The following is a 21,948-nucleotide window of genomic DNA, read 5'->3' as shown; positions in this document are numbered from 1 at the left end:
TTTTGTTTATGGTTTAGTTAAGGAAAAATAATGAAAATGGTAATGATGATTTCAGGCATTATTGGTACCACCGGCACTATTATGAAATATAGGGCGGGTTGATTTTTCCTTAAAAATATCGAAAAACCCGCCCCCAAAGGCGGGTTTTTTACTTTGTGAAATAAAAAAGTTCTTAAATAGAAATTAAAGTAAAAAGAATTCAAAATTTTAGTTTTATCAGTATTTTTTAAAAATTGCATTTTGAATTATCATTGGCATAAGTTAGAAAAATAAGTAAGGTGTGATATGAAAGTTTTAAAATTTGGAGGAACATCTGTTGCCAACGCAGAACGTTTTTTGCGTGTAGCAGAGATTATTGAAAATAATGCTAAACAAGAACAAACGGCAACGGTTTTATCTGCACCAGCTAAAATTACTAATCATCTAGTGGCAATGGTTGAAAAAACCATTGCAAAACAAGATATCCAAACTAATATCTACGATGCTGAAAAAATCTTTGCAGACTTACTAGAAGGTATTTCGAAAGCGGTACCTAATTTTGCCTATGAAGAAATGAAAAAGTTTGCTCTAGATGAGTTAAATAACGTTAAACAACTATTAGAAGGTATTCGGCTATTAGGTCAATGTCCGGATAGTATTAATGCAAGTATCATTTGTAGAGGTGAAAAACTTTCGATTGCAATTATGCAAGAATTGCTTAAAGCGAAAGGTCATGCTGTAACAGTTATTAACCCTGTGGCAATGCTGATTGCTGAGGGGGACTATCTAGAGTCTACAGTTGATATTGTCGAGTCATCGCATCGAATCAGTGAAATGCATATACCTCCAGAAAATATAATTTTGATGCCAGGGTTTACCGCTGGTAATGAAAAAGGAGAATTAGTTGTTCTTGGCCGTAATGGCTCTGATTATTCAGCTTCAGTATTAGCAGCGTGTTTACGTGCCAACAGCTGCGAAATTTGGACTGATGTTGACGGAGTTTATACTTGTGATCCTCGAATTGTGCCTGATGCTAAATTACTAAAAACGATGTCTTATCAAGAAGCTATGGAACTATCGTATTTTGGTGCAAAAGTGCTTCATCCAAGAACAATATTACCTATCGCTCAATTTCAAATTCCATGTTTAATTAAAAATACTAATAATCCAGATGCAGCAGGCACGTTAATCGGCGCTAATGTTGTTGATAGCTCAACACCAGTAAAAGGTATCACTAATTTAAATAACATGGCTATGATTAATGTATCAGGTCCAGGATTAAAAGGAATGGTAGGTATGTCAGCGCGGGTTTTTTCCGCTATGTCTTATGCTGGTATTTCTGTGGTACTTATTACGCAATCATCATCTGAATATAGTATTAGTTTTTGTGTGCCTCAAACTGAACTCTACCGAGCTGAAGAGGCATTAAGTGAAGAATTTTACTTAGAGTTAAAAGATGGCTTACTTGAACCAATTGAAGTTATCGAAAAATTAGCAATTATCTCAGTTGTTGGTGATGGTATGCGTACTTTACGTGGTTTATCGGCTAATTTCTTTACTGCATTAGCCCGTGCCAATATTAATATCGTAGCAATTGCTCAAGGCTCCTCGGAACGCTCAATCTCGGTCGTCGTTGATAATGATGTTGCCGTAATGGGTGTACGTGTGACGCATCAAATGCTATTTGGTACTGACAAAATGTTAGATGTGTTTGTTATTGGTGTTGGTGGTGTTGGTGGTGCATTGGTTGATCAAATTGGTCGGCAACAAAAATGGCTTAAAAACAAACAAATCGATTTACGTGTTTGTGGATTATTTAATTCCAAACATGCTGTACTTAATCGGGATGGTATTGATTTAACAAATTGGCGCGATCAAATAAAACAAAGCGAGACCAATTATACTCTAAATAGCATTATTGATTTTGCTAAAAATAACCGGCTCCTCAATCCAATTTTAGTCGATTGTACTTCAAGTAGTGAAGTATCAGATAAATATGTTGATTTTTTAGCTAATGGTTTTCATGTTGTAACGCCAAATAAGAAAGCCAATACAAGCTCGATGGCTTATTACCATCGTTTACGGCAAGAAGCAGCTAATAGTAAGCGAAAATTTCAATATGATACTAACGTTGGTGCAGGTTTACCTGTGATAGAAAATTTACAAAATCTACTGAACGCGGGTGATGAATTAATCAAGTTTTCAGGGATTTTATCTGGATCATTGTCTTTCATTTTTGGTAAGTTAGACGAAGGTATGTCATTGTCAGAAGCAACTAAATTAGCGAAAGAAAAAGGTTTTACCGAGCCTGATCCTAGAGATGACTTATCAGGAACAGATGTCGCAAGAAAGCTATTAATTTTAGCTCGGGAGGCTGGATTACAACTAGAACTTGATCAAATTAAAGTTGAGTCAGTATTACCAGCTGAATATTCTAAAGGTAGTATCGATGAATTCATGGCAAAACTACCACAATTAGACGCTCAGTTTAAAGAAAAATCAGAAAAGGCAGCTAAAGAAGGAAAAGTGTTACGTTATGTTGGTAGTATTGATGGAAACCAATGTAGCGTTAAGATAGAATCTGTTGATAATGATGATCCACTTTATAAAGTTAAAAATGGTGAAAATGCTTTAGCATTTTATACTAGGTACTATCAACCAATTCCATTAGTATTACGTGGTTATGGTGCTGGTAATGACGTTACAGCTGCGGGTGTGTTTGCCGATATTTTACGAACCACATCTGGAAAAATTGGAGGCTAAATGAGTCAAAAATCATTAACTGTGTATGCACCTGCATCAATGGCAAATATTAGTGTTGGCTTTGATATTTTAGGTGCAGCAATCAATCCAATTAGTGGTGCGATGTTGGGTGACTGTATTACTATCGAGTCTGCAACTGAGTTTAGCTTTACCAGCCAAGGTCAATTTGTTAAAAATTTACCAAAGGATCCCAAATTAAATATTGTTTATCAATGTTGGCAGCGTTTTTGTAAAGCCATGGGGAAAACATTACCGATAAAAATGACGCTTGAAAAAAACATGCCAATTGGTTCTGGATTAGGTTCAAGCGCTTGCTCTGTTGTTGGTGCTTTTGTTGCGTTAAATAAGTTTTTTAATGAACCATTTAATAAATTTGAATTGCTCTCCATGATGGGCGAACTTGAAGGCTGCATTTCTGGTAGTGTTCATTATGATAATGTTGCTCCTTGCTATTTAGGTGGAATGCAACTTATTCTCGACGAAATGGGCATCATAAGTGAGTCAATACCTCATTTTGAAAATTGGTATTGGGTGATGGCTTATCCTGGTATTAAAGTTTCTACAGCTGAAGCTCGAGCAATATTACCAGCTCAATATCAAAAAGCCGATTGTGTCGCGCACGGTCGTTACGTAGGTGGTTTTTTACATGCTTGTTATACTAAACAACCAAAACTTGCAGCAGCAATGTTGATTGATAATATTGCAGAACCTTATCGTAAACAATTGCTACCTAATTTCGATGAAACACAAAAAAAGGTCAAACAACTTGGTGCACTAGCCTCGGGTATATCAGGCTCAGGGCCGACGATGTTTGTGGTGGCCGACAACCTTGAAACTGCACAGCAGATTGAGTCGTTGTTAAAAAGTTCTTATCTACAAAATGAAGAAGGTTTTACTCATATTTGTAAAATAGATCCACAAGGTGCAAGAGAGATTTAAATTATTAAACAAAACAATAATATTAAATCAATAAGAAAACAATTAAAGCATAAAAGAATTGGAACACATTATGAAACTGTATAACTTAAAAGATCATTCAGAGCAAGTTAGTTTCGCGCAGGCGGTACAACAAGGTTTAGGGAAAGAACAAGGTCTATTTTTTCCAGAACAATTGCCAAAATTTTCATCAGCAGAAATAGAAGCACTTTTAAAAATGGATTTTATCACACGTAGTGCCAAAATCTTATCGGCGTTTATTGGCAATGAAATTAGCGATAATGATATGCATCGACTAGTGCAAAACGCATTCCAATTTCCAGCTCCAGTTAAATCAGTAGAAGATGATATTGGAACATTAGAACTTTATCATGGCCCAACATTAGCATTCAAAGACTTTGGTGGACGCTTTATGGCTCAGGCTTTAGTCCAAGTGGCAGCAGATAAAAAGATTACTATCTTAACAGCAACCTCTGGTGATACTGGTGCTGCTGTTGCCCATGCGTTTTATAACTTACCCAATATTCGTGTAGTGATTTTATATCCGGAAGGTAAAATTAGTCCGTTACAAGAAAAACTATTTTGTACTTTAGGCGATAACATTCACACAATTGCTATTCAAAGTGATTTTGATGCCTGCCAAGCTTTAGTTAAAAAAGCGTTTGATGATGAAGAGCTAAAAACTACAATTGGTTTAAACTCAGCTAACTCGATTAATATCAGTCGGCTTTTAGCTCAAATTTGCTATTATTTTGAGGCTTATGCACAGCTTACGCCAAAACAACGCGAACAATTAGTTATTTCAGTACCAAGTGGTAATTTTGGTGATTTAACTGCTGGTTTACTAGCAAAAACGATGGGGTTACCAATTAAACGCTTTATTGCTGCTACTAATGCTAATGATACGGTTCCACGTTATTTAGAAACAGGAAAATGGGAACCCCATGAAACTGTGGCAACATTATCAAATGCTATGGATGTTAGTCAGCCAAACAACTGGCCAAGAATCGAAGAAATTTATAAACGAGAAGGTTGGGTACTGAAATCATTAGGGCATGCTGCTGTTTCTGATGCAGTTTCCGTAGAAACGGTTCAGGAATTAGATAAAAAAGGATATTTATCCGAGCCTCATGGTGCTATTGCTTATCGTGTATTACGAGACCAGTTGCAAGAAGGAGAGTATGGTTTATTTTTGGGTACAGCTCATCCAGCTAAGTTTAAAGAAGTAGTTGAGGATATCCTTGGCCGATCAATCTCACTACCACAACCTCTGGCTGAACGAGCTGATATGCCTTTACTTTCTCACCATATGCCTGATGATTTTAATAAATTACGTGATTTCTTAATCTCATTGACATGGTAAATTCAATTCCCGTCACCAGATTGGTGACGGTTTTTAGCTTTTTTGAATTACAAGTTAATTAATAGAGCTAGTTTATATTACTTTGTTGATAACTTGTTTAAATGGCTAATTTCGGCTATTGTAATGTAAGTTAAAACGTTATCAGGATATATTTATGCACTGTCCGTTTTGTAATGCAGATGATACAAAAGTTATTGATTCTCGTTTAGTTGGTGAAGGGTTTCAGGTTCGTCGTCGTCGACAATGTGTCGAATGTAATGAACGTTTTACGACATTTGAAGTGGCTGAATTAATTATGCCTAATGTTATTAAAAGCAATAAAGTTCGCGAACCTTTCAATGAAGATAAACTCCGAAATGGTATAAAACGAGCACTAGAAAAACGCCCTGTTAGTTTTGATGCAATTGAAGATGCAATTACTCGAATTAAATCGAAACTGAGAGCAACAGGAGAAAGGGAAGTACCGGCCAAATTAATTGGTAATTTTGTTATTGAAGAGCTTAAAAATCTTGATAAAGTTGCCTATATTCGTTTCGCATCTGTCTATTTTAGCTTTGATGATATTGAACAATTCAGTAATGAAATTGCTAAGTTACAACAAAAGTAATCCTCATTATGACTATGAATAAAGATCAATTTTATATGCAGCAAGCTATTGAGCTTGCTAAATTTGGTCGCTTCACTACTACCCCTAATCCTAATGTCGGTTGTATCATTGTTAAAAATGATCACATCATTGGTAAAGGTTTTCATATGAAAGCTGGTTTACCTCATGCAGAAGTCTATGCACTAAAAATGGCTGGTGATGAAGCTAAAGATGCTACGGCTTATGTAACGCTAGAGCCTTGCAGCCATTATGGAAGAACACCTCCTTGCGCAGATGCACTGGTTAAATCGGGAATTAAACGAGTTGTTATTGCTATGCAGGATCCTAATCCCAATGTCGCAGGACAAGGTATAAAGAGATTAACTGATGCAGGCATTGAAGTTTGTGTTGGTGTGTTAGCTGATCAAGCCGAAGCCATTAATAAAGGCTTTTTAAAACGGATGCGAACAGGTTTGCCATTTGTACAACTTAAAATGGCAGTTTCTTTAGATGGTAAAATAGCTATGGCATCAGGCGAAAGTAAATGGATAACCTCCGTTGCGGCAAGACAAGATGTTCAGCAATATAGAGCTCAGGCAAGTTGTATCTTAAGTACCAGAAAAACAGTTCAGGAAGATAATGCGAGTTTAACGGTTAGATATAATGAATTACCTATTTCAATTAAAGAAATTTACCCTTCTACCGAAATTCGTCAACCTATACGAGTGATAATCGATAGCAAAAATCAAATGACGGGTGATGAAAATATCTTTAATCAGCCTGGTGAAACTTGGTTGGTTAGAAAGCAAAATGTTCTAATATCATCACCAAATACAAAACTTATCATTGAATCATCAAACAGTCATCAAGTCGACTTATTAGAATTATTATCCATATTAGCCAAGCAGCAAATAAATTCTGTATGGGTTGAAGCTGGATCTCATTTAGCCGGTGCGCTAATTGAGCAAAATCTCGTGGATGAGTTAATCATCTATTATGCACCTAAATTGCTTGGTCATAATGCACAAGATATGTTTGTATTACCTCACTTACAAAAACTTTCGTTAGCACCTCAGTTCCGATTTGAATCTGTTGAAATGGTGGGAGATGATCTGAAAATAATGTTGAGGAACGGGGTTTTTTGATAACTTTTATTTAAATATATTGTGCTATTTAACAATTTTTGAGTTGTTAATATTCTATTTTAACGATTAACTATATCTCTGTAATTTAAAAATAAAGTACAAACTGAGTATATTTTTACACTACTTAATCGGTTCAGTTCCTTTCTAGGGTTTATCGTTTACAACTTGTATGATAAATTTTATCTGTTTTTGAGTTAGGTATTTATCTTTTAACATAGGATGTGAAATGGCTAAAGTATCTTCGGCACAATTAAAGCGGCGATTGGAAATTGCTGCGATTGTGCGCAAAAATGGAGAAATAAAAGTTGATGAGTTATCTGACATGCTACAGGTTTCTAATGTAACTATTCGTCAGGATTTAACATATTTAGAACATCAAGGGTATTTAAAACGTTTTTTTGGGCGAGCTATCTATATTTCGCCTGAAGATTTTATTAGCAATTCAAATAGTGTGTATCCAAGTCGTTTGGCATCATATCTTAATACTGATAATAGTGATGTTAATTTAGTAAAAACTTGTCTAAATTATATTGAAGATGGTGATACAATTTTTTTAAGTCATGGTCATTTGATTCGAAAATTGATTCCTTTTCTGCATAATAAAAAATCATTAACAGTTATTTTAAATGATATTAATAACGCAAAACTGGTTAGAGAATTCTCAGATGCAGAAGTGATTCTTATTGGTGGTTTTTTAATAAATGGTAATGTACTACAGCATCCTAACTTTTCGTCATCTATTTTAACGCAATTCCCAATATCGCACTTTATATTCGAATTCGCAGCTATTAATACTAACAATTATTTAGCTATTCAAGATATTGAACATCAGGAACTTTATCAACAGATATTAAAAAGTTCAGATCATTCTATAGGTATTTTACCACCAAGAATCAGCAGTAATGATAATCATACTATTGGTAAATTAAAAAACATGGATGTTATTATTTTATCCCGCTCCGCTGTTAATGAATATCATCAACTATTGCTTAATTCTAATTTTAAGCAACATACAACAACTAAATATTCTGTGACTTATCATAATGCATTGGAGGCCTAATTAACATGGATGTTAAAATTTGTACAATGGGCGAATTGTTTGTTGAATTTGTTGCTAAGGAATTCAATCAACGGTTTGATTATACAAATGAATATATTGGACCATACCCTAGTGGAGCCCCGGCTATCTTTGCAAATCAAGTTGCCAAATTAGGTTTTCCAGTTATCTTTTTAAGTTGTGTAGGAAAAGATCCTTTTGGAAAGATGTGCATTAACCGACTTAAACAAGATGGGGTAAATGTTAATGGGATCACTTCTCACAATAAAGTAAAAACAGCTAGCGCATTTTCAACGCAAATTGGTCCAAAAGAGCGAAGTTTAATTTATAACGTTTTAAATAGTGCCTGTGGCTTAATTTCATTTGATCATGTGAATGAAGCTTTATTAAAAGACTGCAATCATTTACATATTATGGGATCATCACTTTATTCATTTCGAGCCATTGATGCGATGTGCAAAGTAATAAATTTTATTAAAAGCCATGGTGGAACTGTTTCTTTTGATCCTAATTTGCATAAAGAAATGTCGGAGATTCGTGAGATAGAACAGTCTTTTAGTTATATATTAGAATTTACCGATATCATTTTGATTAATGAAACACAAGTTAGGTATTTTTCTGAAAATTATGAAAGTGATGAAGAAACGATTAAAGCTTTATTGGAGAAAGGTATCAAACATCTCGTGGTGAAAAAAGGCAGTGATGGTGCAAATTATTATTGTTGCGATGATAAAAATAATATTAATACAATTTATTCTAAAGGTTTTAGTATTGATGCGATTGACCATTCGGGTGCTGATTACTGCTTTGATGCAACTTTTGTGAGTTTACTACTGTCAGGATTTAGTGCTGAACAGGCTTTAATGTATGCAAATGCTTGTTATGCGTTGTCTTCATCTTATAAAGGACCAATGGAAGGAACATCATCCCTTATCGCGATTGAAAAATTCTTATCGGAAAATATAAATAATTAATCTTATTTCAAACCCTAAAAAAATCCCAATAACAATGTTATTGGGAAAACATAAGGAATAGGAAAACAATGAAATAAATGCATTGTTGTACATATTATGCACTCTTTTCAGATAAATTTTAGTTAAGATATGCGTAGGTTTAGTTAAATTGTTAGTATTTGTTTTGTTAATAAATAGTAAATCTTTTAACTGATTTCGTTATAAGAATATTTCAAGTAATGAATTTAAAAATAATTTCCCATGCTCTGTGATTTGCCAGCATTGGTTGTTATCAATCAAATATTTTTTTTCAATAGCAGTCGATATCTGCTTATCAATAGAGTGTAAAGGTAAAAAAGTTCGTTGTTCAAATTCGGATTTAGGTGTGGCTTCAAATAATCTAAATCTATTCATAAAAAATTCAAATGCTAACTCATCTTTAGGGACAGTATAAGATTGCTCCAAATAACGTCCTTCTAAATATCCTTTAGGATGTTTTGTTTTTACGGTGCGAATAATTGTGCCATCATTTTGGGTTAATTTTCCATGAGCACCACAACCAATACCGATATAATCACCAAACCGCCAATAATTTAAATTATGTTGGCATTGATAATTGGCCTTTGCATAAGCAGATGTTTCATATTGTAGGTAACCATGCTTAGTTAATAATTGATGGCCTTGTTGATAAATATCCCATAACATATCATCATCAGGTAAAACAGGCGGTTTAGAACCAAATAAAGTGTTAGGTTCTATTGTAAGTTGATACCAAGATAAATGTGGCGGTGAAATTTCTATTGCCTGTTTTAGATCACTCAATGCATCATATACTGTTTGATTAGGTAAGCCATGCATTAAATCTATATTAAAGCTTTTTAACTTTAAATTTTGTGCTAATTTTCCAGCATCTATTGCTTCTTGCGGATTATGAACTCGTCCTAATTTTGCAAGCTTATCTGCTTGAAAGCTTTGTACGCCAATTGATATTCGATTAATTCCAGCTTGTTGATATCCCTTAAATCTTTCTACATCAACTGAATTAGGATTGGCTTCAATTGTTATTTCTGCGTCGTGATTAATTGGTATAATTTTATTTATACTCATTAATAATTTATTAATTAACTCCGCGGAGAAAAGACTGGGTGTACCTCCACCAATAAAAATCGAGTCAATAGGACGATCATTTGAAAGCACGACGTCTTGTTTTAAATCATTAGTTAAATGATTTATATATGCTGAATAATCGGGCGTTTTCTTCATGTTATGTGAATTAAAATCACAATAAGGACACTTTTGTACACACCATGGCATATGTATATATAAACTCAACGGGATTTCATATTGAACCATATACCTTTCCTCAAATTTTTTAAAAAAGTGTCAGCAACTGATAAGAAATAGCTGGCTATATTACTTCAATTTAGTAAAAAAAGCTTTTATTCCGTTTTTATAATTAGAATAATGCGCGTACAATTAATAGTTAAAGACGATGTTCGCCAAGCAAATTAGATAGTTAGGAGTAAATATGAGTATTATTAAGCAGATTTTAGATAGTGATTTATCAAGTACATTAGTGAGTGCATCAGTTAATCAATGTACATTTGGTGAATTGCCTGTCATAGTGATTAAACATAAAACGTGTTCAGCAGCAGTATCGTTACAAGGTGCTCATCTTTTATTTTGGCAACCTTCAACAGAACCGACACCGGTTATTTGGTTAAGTCAAAAAGCTAACTTTAAAAAGGAAGTTGCAATTAGAGGGGGAGTACCAATTTGTTGGCCATGGTTTGGTAAATTGGGTGATCCTATGCATGGTTTTGCGCGTCTGGTTGAATGGAAATTAGATTCTTGCAAAGAAGATAATAATGGAGTGAATTTAACTTTATCATTAACTAATAATCAGCAAACAGAACAGTTTTCCACAAAACCTTTCCAAGCCTGGTTAACCATTCATGTTGGACAAACGTGTGAAGTGAATTTATCTTGCACTGGGGATTTCGAAGCAACAAGTGCATTACATACTTATTTTGAAGTTAATAATATTAATGATGTCACTGTTAAAGGTTTAGGCGATTCTTATCAAGAACGCTTAGCAGTTGAAAATAAACCATCAATTTCAGGGCAACTTACCTTTAATCAAGAGGTTGATCGCATTTATACCCATGCGGATGACTCAATCCTTATTACCGATGGTAAACGAACAATTAAATTAACTAATGTTAATGCAAGTGATGTTGTTACTTGGAATCCTTGGATAGATAAAGCTAAAGCAATGGCGGATTTTGCTGATGAAGAATATCAATCTATGGTATGTGTTGAAACGTGTCGTATTAATAAGGCGTTAAAATTATCGCCAATACAGAAATCAACATATGGATTTAAGATTGAAGTTATTTAATCATTAGGTTTTGATATTGCAAACGCAATCAATATAAGACTATATCTTTATTAAACTGATTATTTGATTGCGTTTACAATCATAACACTTTATAATCCTTAGCGCTTTTTAGGGCATCAATTTTATAGCCAACTACTGGGTCGCCTGTAATTGGTTTTTTATTTAGAATAAACAAGAGAAATCAATATGTTTAAATTTAAAGCAGAAGTTAGAAAAGAGCATGGTAAGGGTGCGAGCCGCCGCCTGCGTCACGCTGGTCAGTTCCCAGCAATTGTTTATGGTGGAACAGAACCTGCAATTTCTATTGTGTTAGATCACAATCAAATTTTCAATATGCAAGAAAAACCAGAGTTTTATTCTGAAGTACTAACTATTGAAATCGACGGTAAAGCAGTTAAAGCTAAAGTGCAAGCAGTACAACGTCATCCATTTAAACCAAAATTAGTTCACATGGATTTTGTACGCGCATAATCATATGTTTGTTGAAAAATCATTCAACAATATCTTTAAATAAAAGGTCACCTAAATGGTGACCTTTTATTTTTTACTATAGTCTTAAAACGACAAATACCTATTGTTATAATTTATTCTATTAACTTGATGTATATTGGTATCAAACATAATAAAATAAATTGTAGATTACACCATTTTAGGAGAAACTCATGTCTGATATCCCAGCTTGCGATTTGGTAATTTTTGGCGCTAAAGGGGATTTAACAAGGCGCAAACTCTTACCGTCTCTATATCAATTAGAAAAATATGGAAAGTTGCCAAAGCAGACAAAAATTTTAGGTGTAGGTCGAGCTGATTGGGATCAAGCCGCTTACACTGAGGTTGCAAAAGATGCGTTAACCACATTTATGACTGAACCACTAGATGAAAGTATTTGGCAACGTTTTAGCCAACGTCTTAACTTTCATAAATTAGATGTTAATGACATTGCCGGTTTTAATTTATTAAAAGATAAGCTTGAAAAGTCACATCCTGCTATTTTCTATTTTGCGATGCATCCCAATGCCTTTGGTACGATTTGCCAAGGGTTAGCTGAAGCAGGTTTAAATCAGGCTCAAAATAGAATTGTAATGGAAAAACCACTAGGTTTTGATCTGCAATCATCAAAGGAAATTAATGATTCAGTTGCAAAATTTTTCAGTGAATCACAAGTTTATCGTATCGACCATTACTTAGGAAAAGAGTCAGTTTTAAATTTACTCGCACTTCGTTTCGCTAATCCTGTATTTGCTTCGCTTTGGGATAGAAATTCTATTGATCATGTTGAAATCACCGTTGCAGAACAAGTAGGAATTGAAGGTCGCTGGGGTTATTTTGATAAAGCGGGTCAAATGCGTGATATGGTGCAAAACCATTTATTACAAATTCTGACGATGATTGCCATGTCTCCACCTGCAAATCTTGAAGATAATAGCTTGCGTAGAGAAAAGATTGCTGTACTTAATGCATTACGTCCAATTAATAAAGCAAATATCCGTGAAAAAGTTGTTAGAGGACAATATACTGCAGGGTTTGTTAATGGTATCAATGTTCCTGGTTATTTAGAAGAAGATGGTGCAAACAAACAAAGTAATACGGAAACATTTGTTGCTATTCGAGTTGATATTGATAATTGGCGTTGGGCGGGTGTGCCTTTTTATTTACGAACCGGCAAACGTTTACCAAGCAAGTGTTCTGAAGTAGTAGTTTATTTTAAATCTTTACCCCTTAATTTATTTAGTGAGTCTTATTCTGAACTACCGCAGAATAAACTAACAATTCGTCTACAGCCAGATGAAGGTATGGATATTGAAATTTTAAATAAGGTGCCAGGATTAGACAGTACACATAATTTACAAACGACTAAGTTAGATTTAAGTTTTAGTGAAACTTTTCATCAACAAAGTGCTGATGCTTATGAGCGGTTGTTACTTGAAGTGATGCGAGGAAGACAAGCATTATTTGTTCATCGAGATGAAGTAGAGGCAGCTTGGAAATGGGTTGATTCAATTATTAGTGCCTGGAAATTAGATAATGAACAACCTAAAATTTATCCTGCTGGTACTTGGGGGCCTGTCGCTTCGGTTGCTTTGATAACTAAAGATGGTCATTCATGGCATGAGTTTGAATAGAGGAATTTAACAATATGTTTACATTAAAAAAATATCCAAATAGTCAATTATTAATTGAAGATTTAGCTGCTTATATTGTCAAAGATTTGAAACAAGCTATTGATAAAAAGGGACATGCTTCTATTGCTGTATCAGGTGGTAAAACACCTATTCCATTATTTAAACTATTAAGCCAACAAGATTTAGATTGGCACAATGTTTTTATTACATTAGTAGATGATAGATGGGTAGATGATACCGATGATGCTAGTAATGAAAAATTAGTGTTAACTTACTTATTACAAAATAAAGCTAAATTGGCCAATTTTGTAGGTTTAAAAAATAGTTGTGATAATCCATTTGATGGTGCAGAAATTACAGACAAAATTTTAAATAAAATTCCTATGCCTTTAGATGTTTTAATCTTAGGAATGGGAGAAGATGGTCATACTGCCTCACTTTTCCCGGGTGCAGCAAATTTGCGGGCTGGTTTGGATATGAAATCAGGTCGCAAAGTTGTTGGAATGACTCCATTGACGGCTCCATTAGACCGCATTACTTTAACATTACCAACTATTTTAGATAGTCAAAATATCTATCTGCATTTAGTTGGAGAAAGCAAAATGCAGGTATTACAACAAGCAGAAAAGGGAGATGATATTAATCAAATGCCAATTCGTGCAATACTGCAACAAAACAAAGTCAATGTAATTGGTTTTTGGACAGCATCTTAACTGAACAATCAACTTTGCCAGTTTTACTGGCAAAGCTCTCATTTCTGGTCTTATATTAAAACACCTATTGAGCTATTTTTAATTATTAATAAATTGATTATTTGTGACTTTTTTTATTATTAGTTTGTTTCGGATATTAATAAACACTGTTAATAATTTCGTCTTACCATTTCTAAGCGCTTCACTTAATTTGTTAGTGCTCACTTATTATCTTATTAATTTCTTAAATTGTTAGAAATTAATTGATTAAATATCTATTATTTTTGTAACTTTTGTGGTAAAAAGTGGGGTTAAGTGGTAAAAAATAGGTTTTTAATTAACATATTGATTTTTTAATAATTTAAAAACAATAAAAATTAACAATTACGGTGCTTTCATGTTTAGTGGTGCAATTTCAGTCAATTTAGATAGCAAAGGGCGAATAGCAATCCCTACTCGTTATCGTGAATTTTTGCCTGATGGTTTAGTTTGTACCATTGGTTTATATCACCCCTGTTTGACACTTTATTCAATGACTGAATGGCAAAAAATTGAATTACAGCTATCAACATTATCAACAGTTGTTGAAGCAGAACGAAGAATTAAAAGACTATTATTAGGTTATGCAACGGAATGTAATTTAGATAATGCAGGACGTATTTTACTTCCACCAACTTTACGTACTTATGCAAAACTAGAAAAACATACCATGTTTGTTGGCCAATCTAATAAATTTGAGATATGGGATGAAGCAATTTGGTATCAACAAATTAGTGATGACATTGCCACATTATCAACAGATGTTGAAAACTTATCAGAAAATTTAAAAAGTCTAACAATTTAATAAGAGTAAATAAAGATGGATTATCAACATAAAACTGTTTTGTTAAATGAAGCTGTGGCTGCATTAAATATAAAAAAAAACGGTATTTATATTGATGGTACTTTTGGGCGTGGTGGTCATTCTAGGTTGATTCTTGAACAATTGGGCGAACAAGGGAAACTAATTGCAATTGACCGAGATGAACGTGCTGAACAAGCCGCACTTAATATAACCGATCCTAGGTTTATTTTTATTCGAGGAGAGTTTTCGAATGTACATCAATATATCAATGATTTAGGGTTGTTAGGTAATATTGATGGCTTTTTATTAGATCTGGGGGTTTCGTCTCCACAATTAGATGATCCTGAAAGAGGATTTTCTTTTATGCGAGATGGACCACTTGATATGCGGATGAATAACCGCAAAGGTGTAACTGCAAGTGAGTGGTTACTAAATAGTGATGAAAATGATATCGCATGGGTTTTAAAAACTTTTGGGGAAGAAAAGTTTGCCAAAAGGATTGCACGTGCAATTGTGGAACAGAATAAAGTTTCACCAATTACTCGTACATTAGAATTAGCAAATCTAATTGAAAAAGCAACACCGAAAAAAGACAAAAATAAACACCCAGCAACACGCTCGTTCCAAGCTATTCGCATTTATATAAATAGTGAATTGGAAGAAGTTGAGCAAGCCTTAAATAGCAGTTTGTCAGTGCTTGCTGCTCAAGGAAGACTTGCAGTTATTAGTTTTCATTCATTAGAAGATAGAATTGTAAAACAATTTATAAATAAACAGAGTAAAGGTCCTAATTTACCAGCTGGCTTACCATTAACAGAACAACAAATTAAACAATATGGTGATGCTAAATTAAAATCACTTGGCAAAATTAAGCCAAGCAATAATGAAATATATGGTAACCCGCGTTCTCGAAGCGCGATATTAAGGATAGCAGAAAGGAAAAATGAATAGTAACAATGAAATTTATCAAAGAATAAGTGTAGATATACACAATCAAAAAAGACCCAGCAAAAGTTTATTTGGATTAATCCTTAGTGATTTGCTCGGCCATCAAAAAATTTCATTATTGTTATTGGTTTTTATTGTTATTTCTGCTGGAGCTGTATTAGTTATAACCCAGCAAGTCCGTAAACAATTATTTGAACGTGAACAATTATTACTCGAACAAGATGTTTTAGAAAGTGAATGGCGTAATTTAGTTATTGAGGAAAATGTACTTGCTGATCCAAAACGTGTTGAAGATAAAGCTAAAAATCAATTGGGCATGTCGTATGTGACACCGCAAAATGAAACCGTTATTGTGATAAAGAGTAAATAATGAAGTTTGCTAATAAAAGAGATAATGTAAAACATACTACAAAATCGAATAAAGGGAATAAATTAAATAGTAAAAAACAAATTTTTACCCTCACTCGATTTTATATTGTTTATGGTTTTATTATTTTAGCAATTATTGGTTTACTTGTCCGATTGGCAATTTTACAAATAATAGAACCTGATAAGTTAATTGCTGAAGCCAATAAACGCTCAATTCGTCATCAAGAAATGAGCGCACCTCGAGCAATGATTACGGATCGTAATGGCAGAGCATTGGCTGTTAGTGTACCTATGTATGATGTTTGGGCTGATCCGAAAATTGTTGTACAAAAAGGCGGAGTTGATCCTAATGATATCCGTTGGCAAGGATTAGCAAAGACATTGAATATTCCAATGTCGACACTAGAGCAAAAATTGAGTAATCCATCGATGCGTTTTGTTTATTTGTCTAAACAAATTACACCAACAATATCGGATTATTTAAAACAATTAAAATTACCTGGTATTTCGTTTGCCAAAACATCTAAACGTTATTATCCAGCAGCTGAAAATATAGCACAATTAATTGGTTTAACTGACATTGATGAAAATGGAACGGAAAAAGGTTCAGAAGGAATTGAAAAAAGCTTTAATAAATGGCTGATTGGTGAATCAGGACAACGTGTTGTTAGGCGAGATCGTGTTGGTAGAGTTATAGAAGAATTAGAAAGGACTGAAAGTGAAGTTGCTTCTGATTTGACATTAAGTATTGATGAACGTTTACAATCGCTCGTTTACAGTGAACTTAGTCAAGCTGTGGAATTTAACAAAGCTGATAGTGGCACAGCTGTTTTAATTGATGTTCACACGGGTGAAATATTGGCCATGGCAACCAGTCCATCCTATAACCCGAATAATCGCTCTTCAATTGATTATAGTTTATTACGAAATCGAGCGATAACAGATGCATTTGAGCCAGGTTCAACAGTTAAACCTTTAGTTGTTATGGCTGCATTAGAGAAAAAAATAGCTGATTTAAACACGGTTATTGATACTAGACCTTTTTTGGTAAATCGTTATGAAATCAAAGATGTGTCTTATCAAAAAGCCCTAAATTTGGCTGGTATCCTTGAAAAATCAAGTAACGTCGGTGTGAGTAAGTTAGCTTTACAAATGCAATCAGGTGACCTTGTTGAGTTTTATAGCCGTTTTGGGTTAGGACAACCAACTGAACTCGGTTTAGGTGGAGAAGTGAGTGGTTCAATTGCTGCTGATAGAACAAGAAAATGGGCTGATATAGAAAGAGCGACGTTTTCTTTTGGTTATGGATTAAGTGTTACCCCACTACAGCTAGCTAGGGCTTATGCAACTATCGGTAGCTATGGTGTTTATCGACCTGTTTCAATATTAAAAATTAACGAGCCAGTAGAAGGTAAACGTGTTGTAGCTGAAAAAACAGCTAAAACAGTAGTGCAATTAATGGAAGCGGTTGCTGTGACTGGAGGTGGTACCAAAGCTTCTGTCCCTGGATATAGTGTAGGTGTTAAAACGGGTACAGCTAAAAAACTATCTGGTGGACGATATGTTAATCAATATTTAGCTTATACCGCTGGTATTGCACCAGCAACAGGACCTAAATATTCACTGGTTGTTGTTATCGATAATCCAAAAGCTGGGCAATATTATGGTGGTTCTGTTTCAGCCCCTGTTTTTAGCCGTATTATGGGGGGAGTTCTTAGAACAATGAATGTAAAACCAGATCGTCAAGTTGATGGTCAAATGATTGTATATTAATAGGTAATAAATAATGGCAACAAGCACATTTAAAACTTTATATAACTTATTAGGTGGGAATCAACTACCAGTAGATGATTTCCCGCTTAATCAATTAGTAATTGATAGTCGGAAAGTGCAAAAAGGAGATGTGTTTGTAGCTATTAAAGGGTATACCGTTAATGGTAAAGATTTTATTCCTCAAGCAATTTCATCAGGTGCTGTTCTTGTTCTAACTGAAACAAACAGAAAATCAAATGATTTGAAAATTGATTACCTAAATCAAAAAGACGAGAAAGTTATTCCACAAATAAGTGTGTTTCAACTTTCTCAAAAATTATCAAAAATTGCAGCTGATTTTTATCATTCACCTTCTAAACATTTATCTGTAATTGGAGTAACGGGGACAAACGGTAAAACGACAATTACGCAGTTGATTGCACAATGTGCAACTTTATTAAATAAAAAATCCGCATTGTTAGGCACGATTGGTAATGGTGTTTACAATCATCTCGAACCCTCGCCAAACACAACTTTATCTGCTGTAGAAGTTCAGTCTTATCTAGCTGATTTTGTAGCAAAACGTGTTCAAGTTGTGGCAATGGAAATTTCTTCCCATGGGTTATCGATGAATCGGGTAAAAGAATTACATTGTGCAGCGACAGTATTTATTAATCTAAGCCGAGATCATCTTGACTATCATAAAACGATGAATAGATATGCTAAGGCAAAATGGTCGCTATTTAGTTCTGATGAAAAAGAAAAGCAGGTAGCTAGTTCAGGAAAACCCATTATTAATTATGATGATGCTTATGGACGACGTTGGATTGATAAATTATCAAAAGCGACTGCAGTATCATGCCAACCTAAGTCCTTGCGACGCTTGAAGATGATGGACAACCCTTTTGTTGGTGTGTCGATGATTGAATATCATGATAAAGGTGCCGAAATTCACATGGAATCAAGCTGGGGTAATGCCATTATTCATAGCCGATTACTAGGTGAATTTAATGTATCAAATTTACTATTAGCAATCGCAACATTACTAACACTTGATTATCCATTTTTTGCAGTAGTCAATATGGCATCGTACCTTAAGCCAATATGTGGTCGCATGGAAGTGATACACGTGAAAAATAGCCCAACGGTAATCATTGATTATGCCCATACACCTGACGCTCTACAAAAAGCATTACAAGCAAGCCGCATTCATTGCAAAGGTAAATTATGGGTGATTTTTGGCTGTGGAGGCGATAGAGATACAGGTAAAAGACCATTAATGGGGGAAGTTGCTGAACAGTTTGCCGATAAAATTGTATTAACTAATGATAATCCTCGTACTGAAGATGAAATAAAAATTATTCATGATATACAAGAAGGGCTAACTGACGTTAAAAATACACAAGTTATTACTGATAGAGTTGAAGCTATCACAAAGACCCTAGCTCAAGCCAAACCTGATGATGTTATTCTAATAGCTGGGAAAGGACATGAAGATTATCAGATTATAGGTATAACAAAGCATCATTATTCAGATCAAGAAACCGTAAAACAGATTTTAGGAGTAGAGAATCAATCATGATTCCTTTAGATATTAAGCAAGTTGAAAAAATAGTTAATGGGACTTCTTATCATATTCAAGATGAGAGATTAACTATTGAAGAAATTTGTACTGATTCACGAAAAATTACTCATAAATCACTATTTATTGCATTAGTGGGTGATAAATTTGATGGTCATTTATTTGCTAAACAAGCTATTAAAGATGGAGCTTGTTTGGTAATTGCTAATCACAAACTCGACGATGATATTCCTCAAATAGTAGTAAATGATACCCATTTAGCATTAGGTCAAATCGCTTCATTTGTGCGAGATCAAAGCTCAGCTAAAATTGTCGCGTTGACTGGTTCATCAGGTAAAACATCTGTGAAAGAAATGACTGCTACTATTTTACAGCAGTGTGGTGAAACACTTTATACTCAAGGTAATTTTAATAATGATATTGGAGTTCCATTAACGTTATTAAGATTATCAAAGCAAGATCAATTTGCAGTTATTGAACTGGGTGCAAATCATATTGGTGAAATTGCTTATACCACTCGTTTAGTTAAACCAAATAGTGCACTCATTAATAATATTGCTTTAGCTCATATTGAAGGTTTTGGTTCACTTGAAGGGGTAGCAACAGCTAAAGGTGAAATCTTTGAAGGGCTTTCAGAAAACGGCATCGCGATTATTAATTTAGATAGTTGTTCTGATAATTGGTTAAAAGAGCTAAATAATAAAACTGTTTGGACCTTTTCTTTACATAATTCTTCTGCTGATTTTTATGCTAGTAATATAAAAGTAATGGATCAGACTATTTTCACATTGTGCACACCAATTGGTGAGAGTGAAATCACCTTACCATTAGTTGGTGAGCATAATGTATCTAATGCAATTGCTGCTGCAGCTTTAGCAATATCAGTAGGTGCAACTTTAATAGAAGTTAAGAAGGGATTAGCAACGTCGAAATCTGTGAAAGGGCGTCTTTACCCAATTAAATTAAATCAAACTCAATTAATTTGGGATGATTCCTATAATGCTAATGTTGGGTCAATGTCGGCTGCTATTAATGTTTTAGCAACTCAACCAGGTTATCGAGTTTTAGTTGTAGGTGATATGGCGGAATTGGGACATAACGCAAAAAATTATCATCAACAAATTGGTGAATTAGCTAAACAACAAAAAATTGATTGTGTTGTCAGTGTTGGTGATTTAAGCGAATTGATTAGTCAATTTAGTGGTGTTGGACACCATTTCGTTGATAAACATAAAGCAGTGGAGTTTTTGTTAGCGTTATTACAAAAATATCCAAACTTAACTATGTTAGTTAAAGGTTCACGTAGTGCAAGAATGGAAGAACTAATCACAGAAATTCAATTAAAAACAGGTCAGGATTAAAAATTATGTTGGTGTGGATATCAGAATATTTAGTTAAATATTTTACTTTTTTTAATGTTATTTCTTATCTAACGGTAAGGGCTATTCTTGCGTTATTAACATCATTGGCAATTTCGTTAATTATGGGGCAAAAAGTAATTGATTGGCTTCAAAAATTACAAATTGGTCAAGTTATTCGCCACGATGGTCCTGAATCTCATTTAAGTAAGAAGGGAACACCAACAATGGGTGGAACGCTTATTTTAGCTTCTATTTCGTTTTCTGTTTTTCTATGGGCAGATCTACGAAATCCTTATGTTTGGGTAACCTTATTTGTTTTACTTGGTTATGGTCTTGTTGGGTTCGCTGATGATTATTTAAAAGTTATCCGTAAAAATACTGCGGGTTTAATTGCTAGGTGGAAATATTTTTGGCAGTCAGTTATTGCATTAATTGTGGCTTTTGGTCTTTATGCATATGGGAAAGATAGTTCCGTAACAGTATTAGTTGTTCCTTTTTTCAAAGATGTTATGCCGCAATTAGGGTTATGGTTCATTTTACTGACTTATGTGGTTATTGTTGGTGCAGGTAATGCAGTAAATCTTACTGACGGTTTAGATGGCTTAGCAATTATGCCAACTGTGTTTGTAGCTGCTGGTTTTGCTCTTGTTGCTTGGGCGACAGGTAATGTTAACTTTGCTGCATATTTACATATTCCATATATCAAATTTAGTGGCGAACTAATGATTGTTTGTACTGCAATCATTGGTGCAGGTCTTGGCTTTCTATGGTTTAACACCTATCCGGCGATGGTTTTTATGGGTGATGTAGGCTCGTTAGCTTTAGGTGGTGTGTTTGGGATTATCTCAGTACTACTGAGACAAGAATTTTTATTATTAGTAATGGGTGGAATTTTTGTTATAGAGACATTATCCGTAATTTTACAAGTAGGCTCGTTCAAATTAAGAGGTAAACGAATTTTCAAAATGGCACCAATTCACCATCATTATGAATTAAAAGGTTGGCCAGAACCAAGAGTAATTGTTCGGTTTTGGATTATTTCACTGATGTTAGTCGTAATTGGTTTATTAACCTTGAAATTACGTTAAATAAAA

General features: G+C 34.1%; 19 protein-coding genes. 18 read left to right on the top strand and 1 reads right to left on the bottom strand.

What is annotated here, in order from left to right; translation table 11 throughout:
- Positions 1 to 285: 285 nt before the first annotated feature.
- From thrA to GYM76_RS08065, 7 genes are all read left to right on the top strand, one after another.
- On the top strand, positions 286 to 2,742 hold the full coding sequence (gene thrA, locus GYM76_RS08095) for a bifunctional aspartate kinase/homoserine dehydrogenase I (protein ID WP_220225133.1): 2,457 nt from the start codon (positions 286 to 288) through the stop codon (positions 2,740 to 2,742).
- Entirely contained in the window at positions 2,743 to 3,681 is a 939-nt protein-coding gene (gene thrB, locus GYM76_RS08090; protein ID WP_220225132.1) for a homoserine kinase, read from the top strand. It begins immediately after the preceding gene.
- Positions 3,682 to 3,751: 70 nt separating this feature from the next.
- Positions 3,752 to 5,041 (top strand): threonine synthase, encoded by a 1,290-nt coding sequence (gene thrC / locus GYM76_RS08085; protein ID WP_220225131.1) that lies wholly within the window; start codon positions 3,752 to 3,754, stop codon positions 5,039 to 5,041.
- Between the two features lie 154 nt (positions 5,042 to 5,195).
- Positions 5,196 to 5,648, top strand: a complete 453-nt coding sequence (gene nrdR / locus GYM76_RS08080; protein ID WP_034882816.1) for a transcriptional regulator NrdR — start codon at positions 5,196 to 5,198, stop codon at positions 5,646 to 5,648.
- 8 nt (positions 5,649 to 5,656) lie between these two features.
- Positions 5,657 to 6,772: a bifunctional diaminohydroxyphosphoribosylaminopyrimidine deaminase/5-amino-6-(5-phosphoribosylamino)uracil reductase RibD gene (gene ribD / locus GYM76_RS08075; RefSeq protein ID WP_220225130.1), complete on the top strand. Its 1,116-nt coding sequence runs from the start codon at positions 5,657 to 5,659 to the stop codon at positions 6,770 to 6,772.
- 226 nt (positions 6,773 to 6,998) lie between these two features.
- Positions 6,999 to 7,832 carry a DeoR/GlpR family DNA-binding transcription regulator gene (locus tag GYM76_RS08070; protein WP_220225129.1) on the top strand — a complete coding sequence of 278 codons (834 nt, stop codon included), beginning with the start codon at positions 6,999 to 7,001 and terminating at the stop codon, positions 7,830 to 7,832.
- Between the two features lie 5 nt (positions 7,833 to 7,837).
- Positions 7,838 to 8,803 (top strand): sugar kinase, encoded by a 966-nt coding sequence (locus tag GYM76_RS08065; protein ID WP_220225128.1) that lies wholly within the window; start codon positions 7,838 to 7,840, stop codon positions 8,801 to 8,803.
- Between the two features lie 198 nt (positions 8,804 to 9,001).
- On the opposite strand, the gene hemW is transcribed toward GYM76_RS08065, so the two are convergent.
- Complete coding sequence (hemW, locus tag GYM76_RS08060) at positions 9,002 to 10,135, bottom strand: radical SAM family heme chaperone HemW (protein ID WP_220225127.1); 1,134 nt, start codon at positions 10,133 to 10,135, stop codon at positions 9,002 to 9,004.
- 175 nt (positions 10,136 to 10,310) lie between these two features.
- Between hemW and GYM76_RS08055 the strand changes: the two genes are divergently transcribed.
- From GYM76_RS08055 to mraY, 11 genes are all read left to right on the top strand, one after another.
- Positions 10,311 to 11,183, top strand: a complete 873-nt coding sequence (locus GYM76_RS08055) for a D-hexose-6-phosphate mutarotase (RefSeq protein ID WP_220225126.1) — start codon at positions 10,311 to 10,313, stop codon at positions 11,181 to 11,183.
- Between the two features lie 186 nt (positions 11,184 to 11,369).
- Positions 11,370 to 11,654 (top strand): 50S ribosomal protein L25, encoded by a 285-nt coding sequence (rplY, locus tag GYM76_RS08050; RefSeq protein WP_065562334.1) that lies wholly within the window; start codon positions 11,370 to 11,372, stop codon positions 11,652 to 11,654.
- A 191-nt stretch (positions 11,655 to 11,845) separates the two neighbouring features.
- On the top strand, positions 11,846 to 13,306 hold the full coding sequence (zwf, locus tag GYM76_RS08045) for a glucose-6-phosphate dehydrogenase (protein ID WP_220225125.1): 1,461 nt from the start codon (positions 11,846 to 11,848) through the stop codon (positions 13,304 to 13,306).
- A 14-nt stretch (positions 13,307 to 13,320) separates the two neighbouring features.
- The gene (gene pgl, locus GYM76_RS08040; protein WP_065734809.1) at positions 13,321 to 14,019 is read left to right on the top strand and encodes a 6-phosphogluconolactonase; all 699 of its coding nucleotides are present in this window, start codon (positions 13,321 to 13,323) and stop codon (positions 14,017 to 14,019) included.
- A 376-nt stretch (positions 14,020 to 14,395) separates the two neighbouring features.
- Complete coding sequence (gene mraZ / locus GYM76_RS08035; protein ID WP_065562331.1) at positions 14,396 to 14,842, top strand: division/cell wall cluster transcriptional repressor MraZ; 447 nt, start codon at positions 14,396 to 14,398, stop codon at positions 14,840 to 14,842.
- A gap of 9 nt (positions 14,843 to 14,851) precedes the next feature.
- Complete coding sequence (gene rsmH, locus GYM76_RS08030; protein WP_370632625.1) at positions 14,852 to 15,793, top strand: 16S rRNA (cytosine(1402)-N(4))-methyltransferase RsmH; 942 nt, start codon at positions 14,852 to 14,854, stop codon at positions 15,791 to 15,793.
- Complete coding sequence (gene ftsL / locus GYM76_RS08025) at positions 15,786 to 16,160, top strand: cell division protein FtsL (protein ID WP_220225123.1); 375 nt, start codon at positions 15,786 to 15,788, stop codon at positions 16,158 to 16,160. Before rsmH ends, ftsL begins: the two co-directional genes overlap by 8 nt.
- Positions 16,160 to 17,932, top strand: coding sequence for a peptidoglycan glycosyltransferase FtsI (gene ftsI, locus GYM76_RS08020; protein WP_081299465.1), 1,773 nt, complete (start codon positions 16,160 to 16,162; stop codon positions 17,930 to 17,932). The genes ftsL and ftsI overlap by 1 nt, the downstream gene beginning before the upstream one ends.
- 13 nt (positions 17,933 to 17,945) lie before the next feature.
- On the top strand, positions 17,946 to 19,493 hold the full coding sequence (gene murE, locus GYM76_RS08015; RefSeq protein ID WP_220225122.1) for a UDP-N-acetylmuramoyl-L-alanyl-D-glutamate--2,6-diaminopimelate ligase: 1,548 nt from the start codon (positions 17,946 to 17,948) through the stop codon (positions 19,491 to 19,493).
- The gene (gene murF, locus GYM76_RS08010; RefSeq protein ID WP_220225121.1) at positions 19,490 to 20,854 is read left to right on the top strand and encodes a UDP-N-acetylmuramoyl-tripeptide--D-alanyl-D-alanine ligase; all 1,365 of its coding nucleotides are present in this window, start codon (positions 19,490 to 19,492) and stop codon (positions 20,852 to 20,854) included. Before murE ends, murF begins: the two co-directional genes overlap by 4 nt.
- Before the next feature lie 5 nt (positions 20,855 to 20,859).
- Entirely contained in the window at positions 20,860 to 21,942 is a 1,083-nt protein-coding gene (gene mraY, locus GYM76_RS08005) for a phospho-N-acetylmuramoyl-pentapeptide-transferase (RefSeq protein WP_065734813.1), read from the top strand.
- Positions 21,943 to 21,948: the final 6 nt, after the last annotated feature.

The organism is Gilliamella sp. ESL0443 (genome assembly GCF_019469165.1).
Lineage (GTDB): Bacteria > Pseudomonadota > Gammaproteobacteria > Enterobacterales > Orbaceae > Gilliamella > Gilliamella apicola_E.
Note: the sequence above shows the minus strand (reverse complement) of the source record. Positions and strands in the feature narration are given on the sequence as shown.

Coding starts and splice junctions, on each gene's coding strand:
- thrA (WP_220225133.1), top strand. CDS start 286: ATGAAAGTTTTAAAATTTGGAGGAACATCTGTTGCCAACGCAGAACGT.
- thrB (WP_220225132.1), top strand. CDS start 2,743: ATGAGTCAAAAATCATTAACTGTGTATGCACCTGCATCAATGGCAAAT.
- thrC (WP_220225131.1), top strand. CDS start 3,752: ATGAAACTGTATAACTTAAAAGATCATTCAGAGCAAGTTAGTTTCGCG.
- nrdR (WP_034882816.1), top strand. CDS start 5,196: ATGCACTGTCCGTTTTGTAATGCAGATGATACAAAAGTTATTGATTCT.
- ribD (WP_220225130.1), top strand. CDS start 5,657: ATGACTATGAATAAAGATCAATTTTATATGCAGCAAGCTATTGAGCTT.
- GYM76_RS08070 (WP_220225129.1), top strand. CDS start 6,999: ATGGCTAAAGTATCTTCGGCACAATTAAAGCGGCGATTGGAAATTGCT.
- GYM76_RS08065 (WP_220225128.1), top strand. CDS start 7,838: ATGGATGTTAAAATTTGTACAATGGGCGAATTGTTTGTTGAATTTGTT.
- hemW (WP_220225127.1), bottom strand. CDS start 10,135: ATGGTTCAATATGAAATCCCGTTGAGTTTATATATACATATGCCATGG.
- GYM76_RS08055 (WP_220225126.1), top strand. CDS start 10,311: ATGAGTATTATTAAGCAGATTTTAGATAGTGATTTATCAAGTACATTA.
- rplY (WP_065562334.1), top strand. CDS start 11,370: ATGTTTAAATTTAAAGCAGAAGTTAGAAAAGAGCATGGTAAGGGTGCG.
- zwf (WP_220225125.1), top strand. CDS start 11,846: ATGTCTGATATCCCAGCTTGCGATTTGGTAATTTTTGGCGCTAAAGGG.
- pgl (WP_065734809.1), top strand. CDS start 13,321: ATGTTTACATTAAAAAAATATCCAAATAGTCAATTATTAATTGAAGAT.
- mraZ (WP_065562331.1), top strand. CDS start 14,396: ATGTTTAGTGGTGCAATTTCAGTCAATTTAGATAGCAAAGGGCGAATA.
- ftsL (WP_220225123.1), top strand. CDS start 15,786: ATGAATAGTAACAATGAAATTTATCAAAGAATAAGTGTAGATATACAC.
- ftsI (WP_081299465.1), top strand. CDS start 16,160: ATGAAGTTTGCTAATAAAAGAGATAATGTAAAACATACTACAAAATCG.
- murE (WP_220225122.1), top strand. CDS start 17,946: ATGGCAACAAGCACATTTAAAACTTTATATAACTTATTAGGTGGGAAT.
- murF (WP_220225121.1), top strand. CDS start 19,490: ATGATTCCTTTAGATATTAAGCAAGTTGAAAAAATAGTTAATGGGACT.
- mraY (WP_065734813.1), top strand. CDS start 20,860: ATGTTGGTGTGGATATCAGAATATTTAGTTAAATATTTTACTTTTTTT.